The organism is Eubacterium sp. AM05-23 (assembly GCF_003477535.1).
GTDB lineage: Bacteria > Bacillota > Clostridia > Eubacteriales > Eubacteriaceae > Eubacterium > Eubacterium maltosivorans.
Genome location: NZ_QUDF01000014.1, coordinates 24,739 through 42,635, shown reverse-complemented (window position 1 = coordinate 42,635; position 17,897 = coordinate 24,739). Strand labels below are relative to the sequence as shown.

Sequence of the window (17,897 nt, the reverse complement as noted above, 5' to 3'; positions counted from 1 at the left end):
TCTGTCACAGGGAGCGGGGAGTTTTATTTTTCTTCTTTAAAACGTTATCAAACCGTGCTATAATGAATTTATATAACAAGCTCTGATGGACTTAACCTAAAAACGGATTGCCCAAAATAATTTGTTCATGGTTTTGCCACGATAGGGTACTGTTGGAAACGGCTTTACCTTCTGTATTTGAAAAGGAGTAAAAAAATGAGAAAAAAACTACTGTGCATGATTCTGGTCCTTACTTTAATTTTAAGTATGACTGCCTGCAGCCCAAAGCAGGAGGACTCGTCAGACAAAGCATCCGGCGAGATTAAAGTCACAGACGCCATCGGACGCGAGGTGACGCTTCCTGCACCAGCGACGAAGGTGGTGGGAACACACAATCCATCCTTAAATACTGCGGTTGTCATTGGCGGCGGTGGCAAATACATTGTCGGATTTGGAAATAAAGATATGGCCCGTGGCCTGTACGAGGAAGTAATCGACGGATATGACGACCTGCCGCAAATCGGTAAGGCCAAGGATATCAATATGGAAACAGTTATGGAGTTGGGCGCAGACCTCGCTATTCTGCCTGAACGTTTCGCCAATCAAGCCGACCAGTTCGCCGAAGTCAACGTCCCGGCAGTTGTTGCTCTCCCCAATGATGAAAGCTTTGACACAGTCACCAACTCTCTGAAAATTATCGGAAAGGCTCTGGGTGAGGACAAACGCGCGGAAGAAATCACTTCCTTTATCGACGATAAAATCGCCGATGTCAGCAAAAAGGTGGGTTCAGCCTCTGAAAAACCGTCCATTTTATTTTTAGGCGGTTCCAGCCCTCTCACCGTTGCGCCCGACGCCATGATTCAGACCTATATTATCGAAAAGGCTGGCGGTACTAACGCAGTCAGCGGGGTCGATAAAAAAGGGGAGTTCGCCGATGTGAGCATTGAACAGATTGTCGGCTGGAATCCCGATATTATCTGGATACCCTCCTATGCTAAATACAAGGCCGACGATCTTCTGAACGACCCAGCCTGGAGCAGCATTAAAGCCGTACAGGATAAAGCCGTTTATGTCTTTCCATCCTCTCTGGAGCCGTGGGACTACCCCACCGCCTCCTCTGTACTGGGAGTCTGCTGGGCAGCTAATAATCTTCACGGTGATCTTTACAGCTCAGATGATTTTATGAAGGATGTCGATGCCTTCTATCAGATGGTCTACGGCAAAACCTTTACCAAGGAACAGCTTGGGCTTCAATAAGCATTGAAGTCTTCCGGGCTGGCGGGCTGTGCAATTGCCTGCCGGCCCTTTCATTTTATCTGCTATGAAGAACACAAAACATCGACATCTCATTATTGTACTGAGCACCATATTGCTCTCGCTCATGGTTATCGCCTGCTGCGTTGGGCGTTATACAGTTAACCCTCAGGATATGCTTTATGCCATCCAGACTAAAATGACAGGCGAGCCGGGGAATCTGGCCATGGAAAACGTCTTTTTTGTCATTCGGCTGCCCCGTGTCATTGCCGCAGTCAGCATTGGTGCGGTGCTTTCACTCTGCGGCGCGGTCTATCAGGGCATTTTTAAAAACCCACTGGTATCGCCGGACTTGCTCGGTGTCTCCAAGGGCGCCTGTGTAGGCGCGGCTTTTTCAATCCTGCTGGGCGGCGGTATGCTTGCGCGTCAGCTGTCTGCTTTTGCCTTCGGCATCATCGCCATGCTTATGACCATGACCTTTCCAAAGCTCCTGCGCAACCAGAGCAACCTTGTTCTGGTGCTTGCCGGTATTATCACCAGCGGCTTTATGGACTCAATTCTTGGACTTATGAAATTCACTTCTGAAAATGATACGGATCTCGCCGCCATTGTTTTCTGGCAAATGGGCAGTCTGGCCTCCATAAAGGTTCATGAAATTCTTTCTGTGCTGCCTGTGTTCGCTGTTGGCGCGTTTATCTTGCTGAGCCTCTCCTTTCGGATCAACATCCTTTCCTTTGGCGATATTGAAGCCCAGAGCCTTGGGGTTAACGTTAAAAAAATCCGATGGATCATCATCCTGATCGCCAGCCTGCTGACAGCCAGTGCGGTCTGTATCAGCGGAACCATTGCCTGGATTGGGCTGATCATGCCCCATCTCGCAAGGATGCTGGCCGGCTCCGACCATATTAAATCTCTCCCGGTAACCATGCTGATGGGTGGTATTTTTCTTCTTCTCATTGATACCATCGCCCGGACCGCCACCTCTCTGGAAATTCCGCTTTCGGTTTTGACAGGACTCATCGGCGCGCCCTTCTTTGCCTGGCTTTTATACCGGCAGAAAGCAAAGGTAAGCTGATGAAGATACAAATTGAAAAGTTGTCCTTCTCCTATGATGAAGCCGCTCCTCTGCTAAAAAGTATTGACTTTACCCTTAACGCTGGGCGGGTAATATCCATTCTGGGACCAAACGGAGCGGGGAAAACAACGCTGCTCAACTGTATTGCAGGCCTTTTTAAGCCCAGGGAGGGTAATATCCTGATTGACGGAAAGAACATGGAGACGCTCTCCCACCGGGAGGTTGCCAGAATAATCGGCTATGTGCCACAGATCATTGTCCCTGCCTTTTCCTATTCTGTTTTAGATTATGTGGTGACAGGCTGCGCCCCGCACATTGGCACCTTTGAACGGCCAAAGCAGATTCATTTTGACGCTGCCATGGCTGCGCTGGAGTCCATGGGGATCGCGGCACTCAGAGATAAGCCCTACAACGAAATCAGCGGCGGCGAACGGCAGCAGGTCAGCATTGCGCGAGCTCTGGCTCAAAGGCCGGCTTTTATCCTGATGGATGAACCCACCGCCCATCTGGACTATGGCAACCAGATTCAGGTTCTTAAGACAATCCGCACCATGGCTTCTCAGGGCTATGGCATTGCGCTGACCACACACAATCCCGACCATGCGCTGCTTCTGGGTGATCAGCTGGCTGTCCTGGAACGGGACGGCACCTTTACCTTTGGCAAATGTAAGGAGGTATTGACGGAGCCCTTTCTTAATCATCTTTACGGCATCGACCTCCGGCTTGAGGAAATTCCTTCTGTTGGCCGCCGGGTCTGCTTTGCACCAAAACTATAAAATGGAGGTTTACCATGAATCCAAAAAAATTACTGGAAGAACAGCTTAAGCTGGAGGAAGCCGGGCGTCCCTACGCAGTCATCACCATCATCCGGGCCAACGGCGCTGTCCCCAGAAAAAGCGGCAAAATGCTGGTAACCGCGGATGGCAACAGCATTGGCACCATTGGCGGCGGCAGCTCGGAGCTTTTGGCCATACAGGACGCTCAAGCATGTATCCGCTATGGCGAAAACGCCGTTAAGGATTATGTCCTGAACAGCGAAAACGGTATGGTCTGTGGCGGCGACTTCTCTGTATTTATTGAGGTTGAAAACCCAAGACCGCGTCTGCTGCTCTGCGGCGCTGGCCACGTTGGAACTGCCCTTATGAAAGCCGCCCATCTGGCTGGCTTTGATATCACTTTGGTCGATACCCGCGCAGAGGACCAGATTGGAGACGCCATCCTGCTGGCAGATACCTATGTGCCTGTTGAGGACTTCTACAAAGGGATTATGGCACTGACGATTCCCGCTGGAGCCTTTATCGTCATTACTACTTATGGCCATCGTTTTGACAAAGAAGCGTTGGCGGCAGCTCTGACCAAAAAGGCCGCCTATCTTGGAATGATCGGCAGCCGAAAAAAAATCGCAGCGGTTTATGAAAAGCTGCGTTCAGAGGGTTTTACCCATGAGCAGCTGGAAGCAGTTTATGCGCCCATTGGCATGGATATTGGCGGTGAAACCCCTGAGGAGATCGCCATTTCCATTGTCGCTGAAATGCTGGCGGTTAAATATAAACGAAGTGGCGCGCATTTAAAGGATCTCTAATTGATATGTTTATAATTTTACCGGAGACAGGTTCTCCGGTTTTTTATTTTTTGTTCAGAATCTTTGAGTTGTTTTTGTGAAAGCCCGATTCATTTTAGACTCACTTTTAATTATTTTTTGTAATTTCTTCTTTTTTATTTTCCAAACCCCTTTTAAAACTCTTTTAATACACTATATTTTCGTAATTTTATATTTATTTCGTTTTATGGCACGCATCTTGCATTAACATATTGGCATCAGAGATCTGAAACATTTTTAGAAAGGAAAAGAAACAATGGACCTTAAGAAAAAACGTTATATTCTCATGTTCTTTATGGGAATGCTCTACTCTTCCCAAAACGTCATGCCCTGGTTTTCAACTTACTATTACAAAGCCATGCAGGGGGCCCTCGGCTATACAGATGGCCAGCTTGGAATGCTGATCACGGTTTTTGGTATTATTGCAGTCTTTATGTACATCATCGCCGGTATTCTATCCGACCGTTTTCCACTCAAACCATTGCTGCTTATCTCAAGCTTTGGAACCGGCGCCCTGATCCTGCTGATGGCCACGCTTCCCAGCTATCCTATCATGCTGGCTATTCAGATGGGTTTTGCCATCACTGTTGTCTGCACTTTCTACGGCGCTTTTGTAAAATTCACCCATACCATCGGCGAGGAACACGAGCAGGGGAAAATGTATGGTTTTATGTTTGCCTTTAATGGCCTTTTAGGAATGACTCTTGGCTTCATTGCCTCAGGTATTTACGCAGGCCTCTCTGGGGCCGGCGATGTCGAAGCCTTCCGTTACATGCTTTACCTGTACGCCTTCTTTAATATCCTGCCTGGGATTGTCCTTTTGTTCTTCTACAACGAAAAGCGGGATACTTACCTGACCGAGGAGGATCAGGATGAAAAATTCCAGCTGAAATATCTGGGCGATGTCGTGAAAATGCCCGAGGTCTGGCTGATCGCCTTAATGGGCTGCTGCTCCTACACCTTTAAATGCAGCGCCTCTTATTTCACACCCTATCTGACCGATGCCTTTGCCATTCCGGTGGTCATGATGAACTTTATCGCCATTTTCAGATCTTATGGCGTGCGTATTATCATGAATCCCATCTCAGGTATTTTCATTGATAAGATGAAATCTGCCACCAAGGTCATGACAGTGGACTTCATCCTAGGCATCATCGTTATCGGCATTACGCTGCTGCTGCCAGGCAGCCCTTCCTTTGCCATCATCGCGGTTATTCTGCTGCTCATGGTTGCAGCGATCTATAACCTGTCTGTCCCCTGCTGGTATACCCCCATCACAGAAGCCAGAATCCCGAACAAATATTACGGCACCATCGTCGGTATTGTCTCGGCCGTTGCCTTTTCACCCGATGCTTTCTTCTATCTGATCGGCGGCAATATGCTGGATAAATACGGCGAAGAAGGCTACAGCTATATCTTTATGCTCGTTCTCGGTATTGTGACCGTCGGCCTTTTGATCAGCATTATCTTAAGACGGATGATCCAGAAAAAGAACACACAGCAGGCCCTTTAGTTTTCAATTAAAATTACAATAAAAGTGAGGTAGAAAAATGTTACGCAAAAACGCTTATGACTTGTTTCTGAGTTTGGATGATGTCGAAAAAATCCACGAGAGTACCCTTCGCGTCTTAAAGGAAGTCGGTGTAGAATTCAAGCACGAAGAAGTGCTGGATGTCTTTAAAAAACACGGTGCACGTGTCGAGAACTCAATCGTCTATCTCGATGAGGATATAATTAATAATGCACTGCAAACCGTACCAAAGAGCTTTGAACTCCATGGCCGCGCTGGTTTCTCCACCATTTCTGTGGATGGCGCCCCGGTCATCACCACCGCCGGCGGGCCTCCCCAGCTGGTACATGAGGACGACTCGATCCGTGATTCTACCCTTGAGGATGTCATCAAATTTTACAAGCTCATCGAGTCCAGTGATGTTATCGATGTTACCCGTATCGTATCCTCGGATACCGCGGATCTTGACCGCAACTCTGAAAATCTCTTTAATCCGCAGCAGGCATTGCTGCTAAAATACAATACCAAACCTGTTTACGGAACCATTGTCAACAGTAACCATACCCGGGGTAAGAGCATCCGCCAGGGCACCCGCGATTCTATCCAGCTCATTAAAAAATTCTATGATGTGTGGGACAAAAATATTATTCTGACTGACCACTGCTGTATTTCTCCTCTTTCTGTCGGCAGTGAGGTTCTGGAAAATATGCTGGCGATGCTGGATGAAGACCAGATTGTCCAGTTCACAGTCTGTTCCATGACCAATCTTACCTCCCCCCCAAGCATTATGGGAACCGTTGTGCAGGATAACGCAACGCTGCTGGCCGCCATGGTCTTCACGCAGCTTGTAAAACCCGGAACCCCGACCATTTACCGTACTTTAAGCGCCCCGACTGATATGCGTGAGGTCAAGCTGGCAATCGGCAGCCCTGAAAATACCCTTCTCGGCTTTGCCGGTATCGCCATGGCCCGCTACTACGGTGTGCCGGTAGGCTCTGGCGGCGGTCTTTCCGACTCCCTCACTGTTGACTATCAGGCAGGCGCAGAAACCATGATGACCCTTCTGCCAACCTACCTGGGCAATGCAGACTTTGTTTCTCACTCTGTCGGTACCCTCGGCTCCTTTAACCTCGGTAGTTTTGAAAAGCTGGTGCTGGATGAAGAGGTTGTCTCCATGCTGAAACGCCTCTACGAAGGCATCGCCATTTCCGACAAAAAGGACGGCGTTGACCTTATGCTTAAAGTCGGTCCGCGCGGCAACTACCTCAAAGGCAGAACACCAAAGGACTACCGTGAAGAACACTACCTGCCGAAGTACTTTAATAAACAGGGTGACAAGCTGGCGGATCGTGAAAAATTCGGAACAGCCCTAGACCGCGCTAAAAAGGAAGTACAACGCCGCGTAGACGAATACGAGCTTCCTGAAACGACCAAAAAACAAAAAGAAATACTAAACGAATACCTCCCTGATCCTTATAAATACGACCTTTAAGCAAAAAGGTGATGCGCTCAGCAGCGCATCACCTTTTCCTATTTCTAGTCTTCCTTCTCGTCATACACATATTTGCGTATAAGGCGGTAAGCCTTGGACTGGCTGATGTTTAAGGCCTCTGCCATTTTCCGGCTGCTCTTGTAAAAAAGATAGCTATTCTCCACCAGTCTGCGCTCTGCCTCCTCCATCACTGATTCGTAGTCAGAGTTTACAACCCTCTTTGATCCGGACTCCTCCTCTGAGGTAAAATGCTGAAAATCATAGTCTTCAATGACCTTTCCATCGGACAGGATCACAAGCCTTTCCACCAGATTGCGAAGCTGACGGATATTGCCTGGCCAGTGGTACCCGCACAGAAGGGGCGGCACTTTTTTGGAAAAATACTTATTGGTTTTATACTTTTCATTAAACACGTTCAAAAAATAGTTTGCCAAGGAGATGATATCCTCTGGCCGCTCCCGCAGAGGCGGCAGTGTGGTCTTGATGCTGTTCAAACGCCAGTAAAGGTCCTCCCTGAATTTATTGTCCTGCACCAGCTGATACAGGTCTTTATTTGTAGCGGTGATGATTCGGATATCCGCGTGCTCCGGGGTAGTGCTCCCCACAGGAATAAAGCGTTTATTTTCGATAACATCCAGTATCTTGACCTGCATGGGCAGGGAGAGCTCTCCAATCTCATCCAGAAAAAGGGTCCCACCGTTGGCAATTTTGATCAAGCCTTCCTTTCCTTTATTGCTGGCGCCGGTAAAGGCATGGGGAACATAGCCAAACAACTCAGATTCCAGTAAAGTCTCCGGAATTGCCGAGCAGTTGATCGATATAAAGGGCTTGTCCCTGCGTAAGCTGTTAGTATGAACATATTTTGACAAAAAGCTCTTACCTGTCCCTGATTCGCCCAAAATAAGAACGTTGATATCGGTTTTGGACACCTTCTGTAAAATGGACAGACAGCGCTTGATAGCCTTGCTTGAGCCGATGATCTCTCCAGAGTCCTCTTCCTCTGACACGATGGTTTTAACCTCATTCTTAATGCTGAAATCGTAGCTGTTAATGGGGTCCTGAGTCGTTGATACAATCATTTCCACGTTTCCATCTTCGTCGAGAATCGGAACAGAGATAGTGACTACATTTTGCTCCATGGCGTAATACTTGTTCTCTGCAATGATGACCTTTTTTGACTTCTTTACCCGTCCCGACAGCGATATTTTCCATCGTTCAGGCCTCAGCTCACTCTGAAGGTTCATGTTCTTCATCTGCTCCGGCGTCAAGCCATAGTGGCGCATACAAGCCGGATTAGTGTAGACATACCGATCGTCTGCGTCTGTCACAAAAACCTCTGTGTACGCATTCTCCAAAATTTTAAGCAGCGTTTCCTTTGTCAGGCTGTCTAAATATGTCTGATATTCTTCACTGTAACCTAATTCTGCCATAACTCTCCCCATTTACATTTTTTGTAATTTTAAAATTTTTACAACTTATCATAAAATTATAATCGTTTTCTTAGCTTATTATAACTGATTTTGAGTCAAATTTGAACTGCTTATTTTCAAATTTGAAACAAATTTTGTTAAGTAAATTTTGTTTTTTAAGAGATTTCACCCTTTCAAACAATATAAACAGCCTTGTTTTTCTAATTTTCGTAAATTAAAAAATAATACAGCGTTTTTGTTGATTTTTTTGACTTATGGCATTAATATTGCATATATAAATAGTAAAAAGGAGGTTCTCCACATGAAACGAAAATTATCTGCCCTTATTATTTTTTTCAGCACCGCTGTTCTTCTGTTTAATCTCTGCGGCTGCGCCAGGCGAGATGGCCAACGAGTCGTCATTTACTCTTGTCTTGAGTCTTTCAGAAATCAGGACATGATTGAACAACTTCAAAAGGACCTCCCCCATATCACTGTCAATGTCCAAAGCCTTTCAACTGGCAAGGTCGCCTCAAAGCTCAAAGCCGAGGGTACAAAATCCGAGGGCGATATCATCATTGGACTGGACACAGCCTATTCCGAAAGCCTTAAAGACTATCTGGAGCCTTTAAACGGCTATGATGACAGTCTGTATCTGGATGAATTTAAAATACCGGGCCGGGAATATGCTATCTGGGAACGCTACGGCGGCTGTATTGTCGTCAATGAAGCACTTTTGGTTGAAAAAGGGCTGCCTGAGCCCACCTGTTATGAGGATCTGCTTAAACCCGAGTATAAAAACCTGATTGTCATGCCTGACCCCAAATCCACAGGCACCGGTTACCTCTTTCTTGAAAACATGGTAAACTTTATGGGCGAGGACGAGGCCTTTGACTACCTCGATAAGCTGGTCGAAAACGTTATTTTCTTCACTGCCTCCGGCTCCGGACCAGTCAATCTGCTGATCCAGGGGGAAGCGGCTATTGGTCTGGGTCTTACCTTCACCGTCGTCCAGGAAATCAACAACGGCATGCCTTTTAAAATCATCTACTTTGAAGAGGGCTCCCCTTACAACACCTCATCCTTTGCCATGCTGAAGGACCGGGATAACCCGGGGGATGTGGCGGCAGTATTCAGCTATCTATACAACCATTTTATTTACAGAGATAAGGCGCTTTTCTCCCCTGAGCCCATCTTTAAAAATCAGACTATCACGATCCCAAGTTACCCGCAAAACATTGTCTACGGTGACATGACGGACATCAATGACATCAAACATAAAGAAAATCTGCTGAAACGCTGGAGGTACTGACATGAAGCAAACAGTTAAACTTACCCTTAAAAATATACACAAGTCCTACAACGATAAAACAATTCTGGATGATATCAGCTTTGAGGTCTACTCCGGTGAGTTTCTTTCCATCCTGGGGCCTTCTGGCTGCGGTAAAACAACGCTGCTCCGGATTCTAATCGGCATCACAGATCAGGACGAAGGCTGTATTATAAAGGACGGAATAGATATCTCACATTTAAGCGCTGACAAACGGGGCATGGGTATTGTTTTTCAAAATTATGCCCTCTTTCCAAACATGACTGTTCTGGAAAATGTGGCCTATCCCCTTAAAATCAACAAGTTTTCCAAAAAGGAAGCCATTGAACGCGCCCGCGCTGCCATTGACAGCATTGGTCTGTCCGACCATCTGGATAAAAGGCCCGGCAAGCTTTCCGGCGGCCAGCAGCAGCGTGTGGCCATCGCGCGCACCCTCGCGCTGAATCCGGATATTATTTTATTTGACGAGCCGATGTCCGCTCTCGATGCCTCTACCCGTCTGACACTGCGCTTTGAGCTGGAGCGCATCCAGCGGGAGTTTGGCGTGACGATGATCTACATTACCCATGACCAGGAGGAGGCTTTCTCCATGTCGAACCGCATTATGGTCATGAGCAATGGCACCATCGAGCAGTTGGATACGCCTTTCAACATTTATCATCACCCCGCCAATGCCTATATTGAAGAATTTGTTGTCTTTCACCTGATGGAAAAACTGGCAGCGTTCCGTCGTTTCACAGGAAAATAAAGGAGGCACTACCATGAAATGGATAAAATCTAAATCGCTGAGGTTTTTATTCGTCGTGTTCTTTTTTGTTACCCTGATTCTTCCCCTGTTCAATATGTTTGCCACCATCACCACAGAAAGCATTCAAAACCTGCTGTTTACACCGGTTTTCGGGGAGGTTATTCTGCGGTCTGTTCTGGTGACTGCCACCGCGACGCTTATTGCAATCCTGCTGGCGCTGACGCTTTCCTGGTGCGTGGCGAAAACAGCCATGCCTTTTAAAAACATTCTGATCCCAGCCCTGACCCTGCCAATGCTCATCCCCTCCATTTCGCACGGTATGGGGCTGGTCATTCTCTTTGGCGCAAAGGGGATCATTACAAACCTGCTGCATACCAGCTTCAGCCTTTACGGCTTCTCAGGCATTGTCATTGGCTCTGTGCTCTATACGTTCCCCATCGCTTTTTTAATGCTCTTGGATGTTTTTAAATACGAGGATGACGCCTTGTACGAAGCGGCGCAGGTCATGGGTGTTTCAAAGCTCCGCCAGTTTACAGACCTCACCCTTGTTTATCTGAAAAAACCGTTAATCTCGGCCTTTTTTGCTGTGTTTACCATGATTTTTACCGACTATGGCGTCCCTCTGGCAGTTGGCGGCAAGTATCGTGTGCTTTCAACCTATATGTACCGCGAGGTCCTGGGCCTGCTCAATTTCTCTAACGGTGCTGTTGTTGGGATTATCCTGCTTCTGCCGGCCATTCTGGCTTTTATCATCGACTTTTTCAGCCGGGACAGCCAAAGCGGCACAAACAGTATAAGGCTTAAGATCAAGGCTTCTCCGGTGCGCGACCGCTGCGCTGCCGGCTTCTGTATCCTGACTGCGGTTTTGTTTAACCTGCCGATCATCGCTTTTGTTGTTTTATCTGTTGTTAAAAAATATCCGGTTGACCTGTCGCTTTCCTTTGACAGCATTTTGCAGACGCTCCAGCTCGGCGCTGGCGAATACTTTTTTAATGCCATTGTCATGTCCCTGCTCACAGCGCTTGTCGGGACTGCCATTGCCTTTACCGTGGCCTATTTTACCTCAAGAGGAAAACAGACCTTTACATCAAGATGCCTGCATCTTATCTCACTGGTAACAGTCGCGGTGCCTGGTATTGTGCTCGGCCTTGGATATGTCACGCTTTTCAGCGGCAGTATCCTTTACGGGACGCTCATGATCCTCGTCCTTGTCAACACCATCCATTTCTTTTCATCGCCCTATCTCATGGCGCACAACGCTCTGCTCAAGCTGAATCCGAATTTTGAGGATATCGCCATGACACTGAACATTCCAAAGCACCGCATGATCCGGGATGTGCTGCTGCCCTCCACCTTCGGTACGCTGCTTGAGATGTTCACTTATTATTTTATCAATGGTATGATCACCATCTCCGCCATTTCGTTCCTGAGCACGGTTAACAATATGCCTCTGGCATTGATGATCCCTGTCTTTGAGGGACAGCGGCTCTTTGAATGCGCTGCTTTTGTCTCTTTGATCATTCTTGTGAGCAACCTTATTCTGAAAGCGCTCACCAGCTTTGTCTCCTCAAAATGGCAAAAGTATCTGAACTGAATACAAAATAAAAACCCCTTCATGTCCATTACTCCATGAAAGGGTCTTTATAAAAAGGAAAAGAAATGAAAAAGTTTTTGTTTTAATCTCATACAGCCCGTTAGAGATTAGTAAGTTAATTTCTTAACTTGACTATAGTATAAACCGGCAATGTGATGGTTATGTGAAGTGGCGGCTGCCCTTAAGCCAGCTTTAAGACTGCCTCCATATCCGAAGACCAGCCTATCGAAAAAGTTTTTCCAGTTGACTGCTCAGTCAGAAAAACTATCTGAACGGTTTATTCTCTGTCTTTTAGGAGCAATTAGGCTTTTCTCTGAACTCAGGCTGCCTCCTCGGCAAAGTTTCCAGTATAGAGCTCATAATACTTCCCCTCCTCGGCAATGAGCTCATCGTGGGTACCGCGCTCAATAATGCGGCCGTTTTCCAGTACCATAATGCAGTCTGCGTTGCGGACAGTGGAGAGGCGGTGGGCGATAACAAAGGTGGTTCTGCCTTTCATCAGTCGGTCCATTCCCTCCTGTACCATGGCCTCGGTACGGGTATCGATGGAGCTGGTGGCCTCGTCCAGAATGAGCACCGGCGGGTCGGCAACCGCAGCTCTGGCAATGGACAGAAGCTGTCTTTGTCCCTGGCTCAGGCTGCCGCCGTCGCCGGTGAGCATGGTCTGGTAGCCATCCGGAAGCCGGCTGATAAATCCGTCGGCATTGGCCAGTTTCGCAGCAGCGATGCAGTCCTCATCGGTGGCATCCAGCCGTCCAAAGCGGATATTGTCCATGACAGTACCTGTAAAAAGATGGGTGTCCTGCAGGACAATGCCCAGTGAGCGCCGCAGATCGGCCTTTTTGATTTTGTTGATGTTAATACCGTCATAGCGTATTTTCCCGTCCTGTATGTCGTAGAAGCGGTTGATCAGATTGGTGATGGTTGTCTTTCCTGCGCCGGTACTGCCCACAAAGGCAATCTTCTGCCCCGGTTTGGCAAAAAGCCTTATGTCATGCAATACCATATGGATATCGTCGTAGCCAAAATCGACGCCGTTGAAGGTAACCTCTCCTTCCAGCCGTTTGTAGGTAACAGTGCCTTCTGCTCTGTGCGGATGTTTCCACGCCCAGAGACCTGTGCGTTCTGCGCTCTCTAAAAGAGCGCCGTCCGCCTTCTCCACTGCGTTTACCAGTTCGACATAACCGTCGTCAGTCTCTGGCTTTTCCTCCAGAAGGTTGAAAATACGGTCAGCCCCTGCCAGAGCCATGACAATGCTGTTAAGCTGCTGGCTGACCTGGGTGATGGGCTGTGTAAAACTTTTATTCAGGGTAAGGAAGGACACCAGTGTCCCCAGAGTCAGGCTTACGCTGCCACTCAAAGCCAGCACCGCACCCACAATAGCGCACAGCACATAGCTGATATTGCCCAGATTCGCGTTGACAGGCATGAGAATATTGGCGAACTTATTGGCGCTGTTGGCGCTCTCACGGAGACGGTCATTGCGTTCCCTGAAGCCTTCCAGGCTTTTTTCCTCATGGCAGAAAACCTTGACGACCTTCTGACCGCTCATCATCTCCTCAATATAGCCGTTCACATTGCCCAGATCCCTCTGCTGCGCCGCAAAATAAGCGCCTGATTTTCCGCCGAGCTTTGAGGTTGCGGCCAGCATAACCACCGTCATGGCCAGCGTCACCATTGTCAGGGGGATGTCCAGAAACAGCATACTCACGAAGGTGGTAACAATGCTGACAATGGACTGGATAATCTGCGGCAGGCTCTGGCTGATGAGCTGGCGGAGGGTATCGACATCGTTAGTGTAAACCGACATGATATCACCGTGAGCGTGGGTATCAAAATACTTGATGGGTAATGCCTCCATATGGGTAAAAAGCTCAATTCTGAGCTTTTTAAGGGTTCCCTGGCTCACATTGACCATGATGCGGTTATAGGCAAATGCCAGCCCCACACCCATGAGGTACATGCAAGCCAGACGGACGAGCGCTGTGGCCAGCGGTCCGAAATCAGGATTGGCGGCTCCAGTCAGGGGGATAATATAATCATCAATCAGGGTCTGCATAAACAGGGTTCCTTTGACTGTGATCAGAGTCGAGCCAAAAATACATAAAAGCACCACCACTGTGGTTGCTTTGTAGTTTCTTACAATCATTGCCAGAATACGGCCAAGAGCCTTTATGCTCAGACCGTCTTTTTTAATTTTGTTCATTAGCTCACCGCCTCCATTTCCATACTTCCCTCGTCAAAATCTCCGCCGCCGTTTACCTGGGAGGCGTAAATTTCCTGATAGATGGCATTTGTTTTCAGCAGATTATTCGGCGTGTCAAAGGCGTCAACGCGCCCCTCGTCCATCACCAGGACCCGGTCAGCGTCCTCGACGCTGGAGATACGCTGGGCGATAATCAGCTTGGTCGTTCCTGGAATCTCGCTGATAAAGGCGTTTCGTATCCGGGCGTCTGTAGCGGTATCCACCGCACTGGTAGAATCGTCCAGGATGAGCACCTTTGGCTTTTTCAGGAGCGCCCGCGCAATGCAGATACGCTGCTTCTGTCCGCCGGAAACATTGGTGCCGCCCTGGTCAATAACCGTGTCGTATTTGTCGGGCAGCTGCTCGATAAAAGTATCGGCACAGGCCAGCTTGCAGGCATGTTTACATTCCTCCAGCGTCGCCTGCTCATTGCCCCAGCGCAGATTGTCCAAAATCGTCCCTGAGAACAGTACATTTTTCTGAAGCACCACGGCCACCTGATTTCTGAGGGCCTCCAAGTCATAATCCCGGACATCTCTGCCGCCCACCATCACCTTGCCGTCTGTTACATCGTAAAGCCGGCTGATGAGGTTGACCATACTCGACTTACCGCTGCCCGTGCCTCCGATAATGCCAATGGTCTCACCCGCGCGGATGTGAAGGTCGATGGCTGAAAGGGTTTCCTTACCGCTGCCCTTTTTATAGGCAAAATGAACCTGTTCAAAATCAATATTACCGCTCTCTACATCTGTCAGGGGGCGCACCGGGTCCTTGATATCGGCCTGTTCCTCCAGTACTTCGGCAATACGGCGGCAGCTGGCAAGACTCATGGTCACCATCACAAAGATCATGGACAGCATCATCAGAGACATCATGATGTTCATGATATAGCTGAACATAGCGGTCAATTCGCCAGTTGTCAGACTACCGACCACGATCATCTGAGCGCCAAGCCATGAAATTCCAAGAATACAGCCATAAATAACAAACATCATGACTGGATTGTTAAAGGCAAGAATCCCCTCCGCTTTAACAAAAAGCCTGTACAGGTTGGCGGCCGCTTTGGAAAAGCGGGTGTTTTCATAGTCCTCCCGGACATAGGCCTTGACCACCCGTATAGCCGATACATTTTCCTGGACGCTTTCATTCAGAGCATCGTATTTTTTAAAAACCTGGTCAAAAATTTTGGTAGTCTTTAAAATAATCAATGCCAGAGCCAGGCCGAGAACCACAATGGCCGCCACAAAGACCAGGCTCAGCCGGGCGTTGATGAAAAAGCACATGACCATGGCGCTGATGAGCATCAGCGGCGCACGGGTACACATACGCAGGATCATCTGGTAGGCGTTCTGCACATTGGTAACATCCGTGGTAAGCCGTGTGACCAGCCCAGCCGTACTGTACTTGTCGATGTTTGAGAAGGAGAAGCGCTGGATATTTTCATACATCCCCTCCCTCAAGTTGCAGGCCAGGCCTGAGGACGCGCTGGCCGCGTACTTGCCCGCCAGAATGCCAAAGGTCAGGCTTGCCATGGCCATGATCACCATGATCCCTCCGTAAAAATAAACCTGCTGTATGTTTCCAGACTCAATTCCCCGGTCGATGATAAGTGATGTGACCCAGGGGATCAAAACCTCCATTACAACCTCCAAAGCTGTAAATAAGGGCGTCAGCAGCGAAGCCTTTTTATACTGCTTCACCTGCCCCAAAAGTGTTTTTACCATTTTTTCTTCCTTTCAAAGTTTGTTGTTTTTATTGTTTTATCTATTATTAAACTACAAATCACATTGAAAGTGAATTCAAAAAATGTTATTATTAATTAAGAGTATCAATTAATAAGCAAAGAAAAGTTTTATTGATAAATCAAGGAGGCCCCTATGAACAGCACACAGCTTGAATGCTTTATGCAGGTCGCAGAAAACCTGAACTTCGCCCGGGCAGCGGAAGCCCTGCACATCACACAACCTTCAGTTACCCACCAGATACACACTCTGGAGGCAGAGCTAAACGTGAAGCTTTTTCACCGTACCACACGTTCCGTATCCTTAACGCAGGCTGGACTAAGTTTTTTTTCCGACGCCAAAAATATCCTGTCCCTTATGAAAATCTCAAAAATGCGGCTTCACGATGACAGCGCAGATAAGCTCTCCTTTTTTGCCATGGGGTTCCACAGCAGAATGGAACTCGCTTTTCTTCCAGGTATTATTAAGGAAATGAAAAGACAGGTTCCCCTGCTGCACCCTATTATCAAAATGGTTCCCTTTCACGCCCTCGCTAATCTTCTGGCCGATGAGACCATTGACGTCATGTTCGAATTTAAAAACGAAAAGACCGATAAACTCCGCCTCAGCTATATCGAGCTCATCAAAGCGCCCATTGCCTGTGTCCTGCCAAAGGACCATCCTCTCGCAGGACAGCCATCTGTATCTCAGGACGAGCTTAAAGAGCTCAGCATTGTGCTCTGCCAGCCGCCAGTGCCGGTTTTTTCTGATATTTCGACTTTTCAGCAGAAAGAGGCGTCCAATTTCTCGCCGGCAAATTCCTACTTTTCTGAAAATATTGACGAGGCCTGTACCTTGGTAAAGGCCGGTCTGGGCTTCTCCCTTCTGCCCGATCTGCCGCCAAGCCGCGATCCTGAGCTGGCCTACATTCCCTATGCCCCAGAAGGCAACGTTTCCTATGGTCTGTATTATAAGGGAAAGAAAAAAGACCCTATGCTCAAACTTTTTATTGAGCTCACAAAGGCCAGCTTTTCCTTATAACAGCAAAAAACACCTGAGCACTATACTTAGGTGTTTTTGAACGAGGGAGATAAATGGCAAACTATACTATTTATTTCTTTTTAGAAATGAGATAATACGGAATCGCCACAAAGAGAATACCGCCAACCATATTGCCAAGGGTTACGACGATCAGATTATACACGTAGCCACCGATACTGACAGCTGCTTCCATGGGCGCAAGCAGGGAGATCGTCAGCAGTGTCATATTCGCGATGCTATGCTCAAAGCCCGTCGTGATAAAGGCAAAAAGGCACCAAAAAATCATAATAAGCTTCCCGCTTTCCGATTTGCATTTGAAGCCGCACCACACAGCCAGACAAACCAGCACATTACACAGAACGCCTCTCAGGAACAGGGGTACAAGTGAAAGACCCATCTTGGCCGCTGCCGACATTGCAATAAACTCACCGACCGGTCCGGCTGCAAAGCCGGCTCCCCAGAAAATAAGGGCCAGCAGCACAGAGCCTGCCAGATTGCCAAGCCAGCAGATTCCCCACAGTTTCAAGGTATCCGCCATGGTGACCGATTTTGTCATAAGCCCTGCTGCCATGACCATATTGTTTCCTGTAAAAAGCTCTGCCCCGGCGATAACCACCAGACTCAAGGCAACGCCAAAGGCTGTTCCCATGACAATCTTGGCATAGGGCTCTCCGCTCAGCAGTCCGCCGATGGTAAAACTTAATAAAACACCAAACCCAATGAAAGCACCGGCCAGCATGGCTGCCACAAAATAGCCCAAGGGGTTCTTTTTCAGCAGCCCGGTTTTGGCCGCGGCTGCCTTCTGCACACTTGTAAACGCTTCTAAAAACATCTGTTAACCTCCTCACTCTTTTGTGAAAATTATAACAAGGCTAAAAAAGAAGCGCCGTGACCATCGT

General features: G+C 48.0%; 14 protein-coding genes and 1 riboswitch. Of the genes, 10 read left to right on the top strand and 4 right to left on the bottom strand.

The window, feature by feature from the left end:
• Positions 1-68: 68 nt before the first annotated feature.
• Positions 69-204: riboswitch (molybdenum cofactor riboswitch) on the top strand.
• From DW091_RS16760 to DW091_RS16735, 6 genes are all read left to right on the top strand, one after another.
• Positions 196-1,236 (top strand): ABC transporter substrate-binding protein, encoded by a 1,041-nt coding sequence (locus DW091_RS16760; protein WP_118518768.1) that lies wholly within the window; start codon positions 196-198, stop codon positions 1,234-1,236. Its footprint overlaps the riboswitch before it by 9 nt.
• A gap of 64 nt (positions 1,237-1,300) precedes the next feature.
• Positions 1,301-2,308, top strand: coding sequence for an iron ABC transporter permease (locus DW091_RS16755; protein ID WP_041690285.1), 1,008 nt, complete (start codon positions 1,301-1,303; stop codon positions 2,306-2,308).
• Complete coding sequence (locus tag DW091_RS16750; RefSeq protein ID WP_013381110.1) at positions 2,308-3,084, top strand: ABC transporter ATP-binding protein; 777 nt, start codon at positions 2,308-2,310, stop codon at positions 3,082-3,084. Before DW091_RS16755 ends, DW091_RS16750 begins: the two co-directional genes overlap by 1 nt.
• A gap of 14 nt (positions 3,085-3,098) precedes the next feature.
• Positions 3,099-3,890 (top strand): XdhC/CoxI family protein, encoded by a 792-nt coding sequence (locus DW091_RS16745; protein WP_013381111.1) that lies wholly within the window; start codon positions 3,099-3,101, stop codon positions 3,888-3,890.
• A 274-nt stretch (positions 3,891-4,164) separates the two neighbouring features.
• Positions 4,165-5,421: an MFS transporter gene (locus tag DW091_RS16740; protein ID WP_118518740.1), complete on the top strand. Its 1,257-nt coding sequence runs from the start codon at positions 4,165-4,167 to the stop codon at positions 5,419-5,421.
• 37 nt (positions 5,422-5,458) lie between these two features.
• Positions 5,459-6,910 (top strand): trimethylamine methyltransferase family protein, encoded by a 1,452-nt coding sequence (locus DW091_RS16735; protein WP_013381113.1) that lies wholly within the window; start codon positions 5,459-5,461, stop codon positions 6,908-6,910.
• Positions 6,911-6,954: 44 nt separating this feature from the next.
• On the opposite strand, the gene DW091_RS16730 is transcribed toward DW091_RS16735, so the two are convergent.
• Complete coding sequence (locus DW091_RS16730) at positions 6,955-8,340, bottom strand: sigma 54-interacting transcriptional regulator (RefSeq protein ID WP_058694023.1); 1,386 nt, start codon at positions 8,338-8,340, stop codon at positions 6,955-6,957.
• A 301-nt stretch (positions 8,341-8,641) separates the two neighbouring features.
• Here DW091_RS16730 and DW091_RS16725 point away from each other — a divergent pair, with 301 nt between their 5' ends.
• The 3 genes from DW091_RS16725 to DW091_RS16715 are packed head-to-tail and all read left to right on the top strand — an operon-like array spanning position 8,642 to position 11,991.
• Positions 8,642-9,631, top strand: coding sequence for an ABC transporter substrate-binding protein (locus DW091_RS16725; protein ID WP_118518739.1), 990 nt, complete (start codon positions 8,642-8,644; stop codon positions 9,629-9,631).
• A 1-nt stretch (position 9,632) separates the two neighbouring features.
• Positions 9,633-10,397: an ABC transporter ATP-binding protein gene (locus DW091_RS16720; protein ID WP_118518738.1), complete on the top strand. Its 765-nt coding sequence runs from the start codon at positions 9,633-9,635 to the stop codon at positions 10,395-10,397.
• A 13-nt stretch (positions 10,398-10,410) separates the two neighbouring features.
• Positions 10,411-11,991 carry an ABC transporter permease subunit gene (locus tag DW091_RS16715; RefSeq protein ID WP_118518737.1) on the top strand — a complete coding sequence of 527 codons (1,581 nt, stop codon included), beginning with the start codon at positions 10,411-10,413 and terminating at the stop codon, positions 11,989-11,991.
• A gap of 319 nt (positions 11,992-12,310) precedes the next feature.
• On the opposite strand, the gene DW091_RS16710 is transcribed toward DW091_RS16715, so the two are convergent.
• The gene (locus tag DW091_RS16710; protein WP_118518736.1) at positions 12,311-14,197 is read right to left on the bottom strand and encodes an ABC transporter ATP-binding protein; all 1,887 of its coding nucleotides are present in this window, start codon (positions 14,195-14,197) and stop codon (positions 12,311-12,313) included.
• A complete protein-coding gene (locus DW091_RS16705; protein ID WP_118518735.1) occupies positions 14,197-15,960 on the bottom strand; it encodes an ABC transporter ATP-binding protein in 1,764 nt (587 codons plus the stop codon). Before DW091_RS16705 ends, DW091_RS16710 begins: the two co-directional genes overlap by 1 nt.
• Positions 15,961-16,113: 153 nt before the next feature.
• On the opposite strand from DW091_RS16705, the gene DW091_RS16700 reads away from it, so the two are divergent.
• The gene (locus DW091_RS16700) at positions 16,114-16,998 is read left to right on the top strand and encodes a LysR family transcriptional regulator (protein ID WP_058694014.1); all 885 of its coding nucleotides are present in this window, start codon (positions 16,114-16,116) and stop codon (positions 16,996-16,998) included.
• Positions 16,999-17,068: 70 nt separating this feature from the next.
• On the opposite strand, the gene DW091_RS16695 is transcribed toward DW091_RS16700, so the two are convergent.
• Entirely contained in the window at positions 17,069-17,830 is a 762-nt protein-coding gene (locus DW091_RS16695) for a formate/nitrite transporter family protein (RefSeq protein WP_118518734.1), read from the bottom strand.
• Positions 17,831-17,897 lie beyond the last annotated feature (67 nt).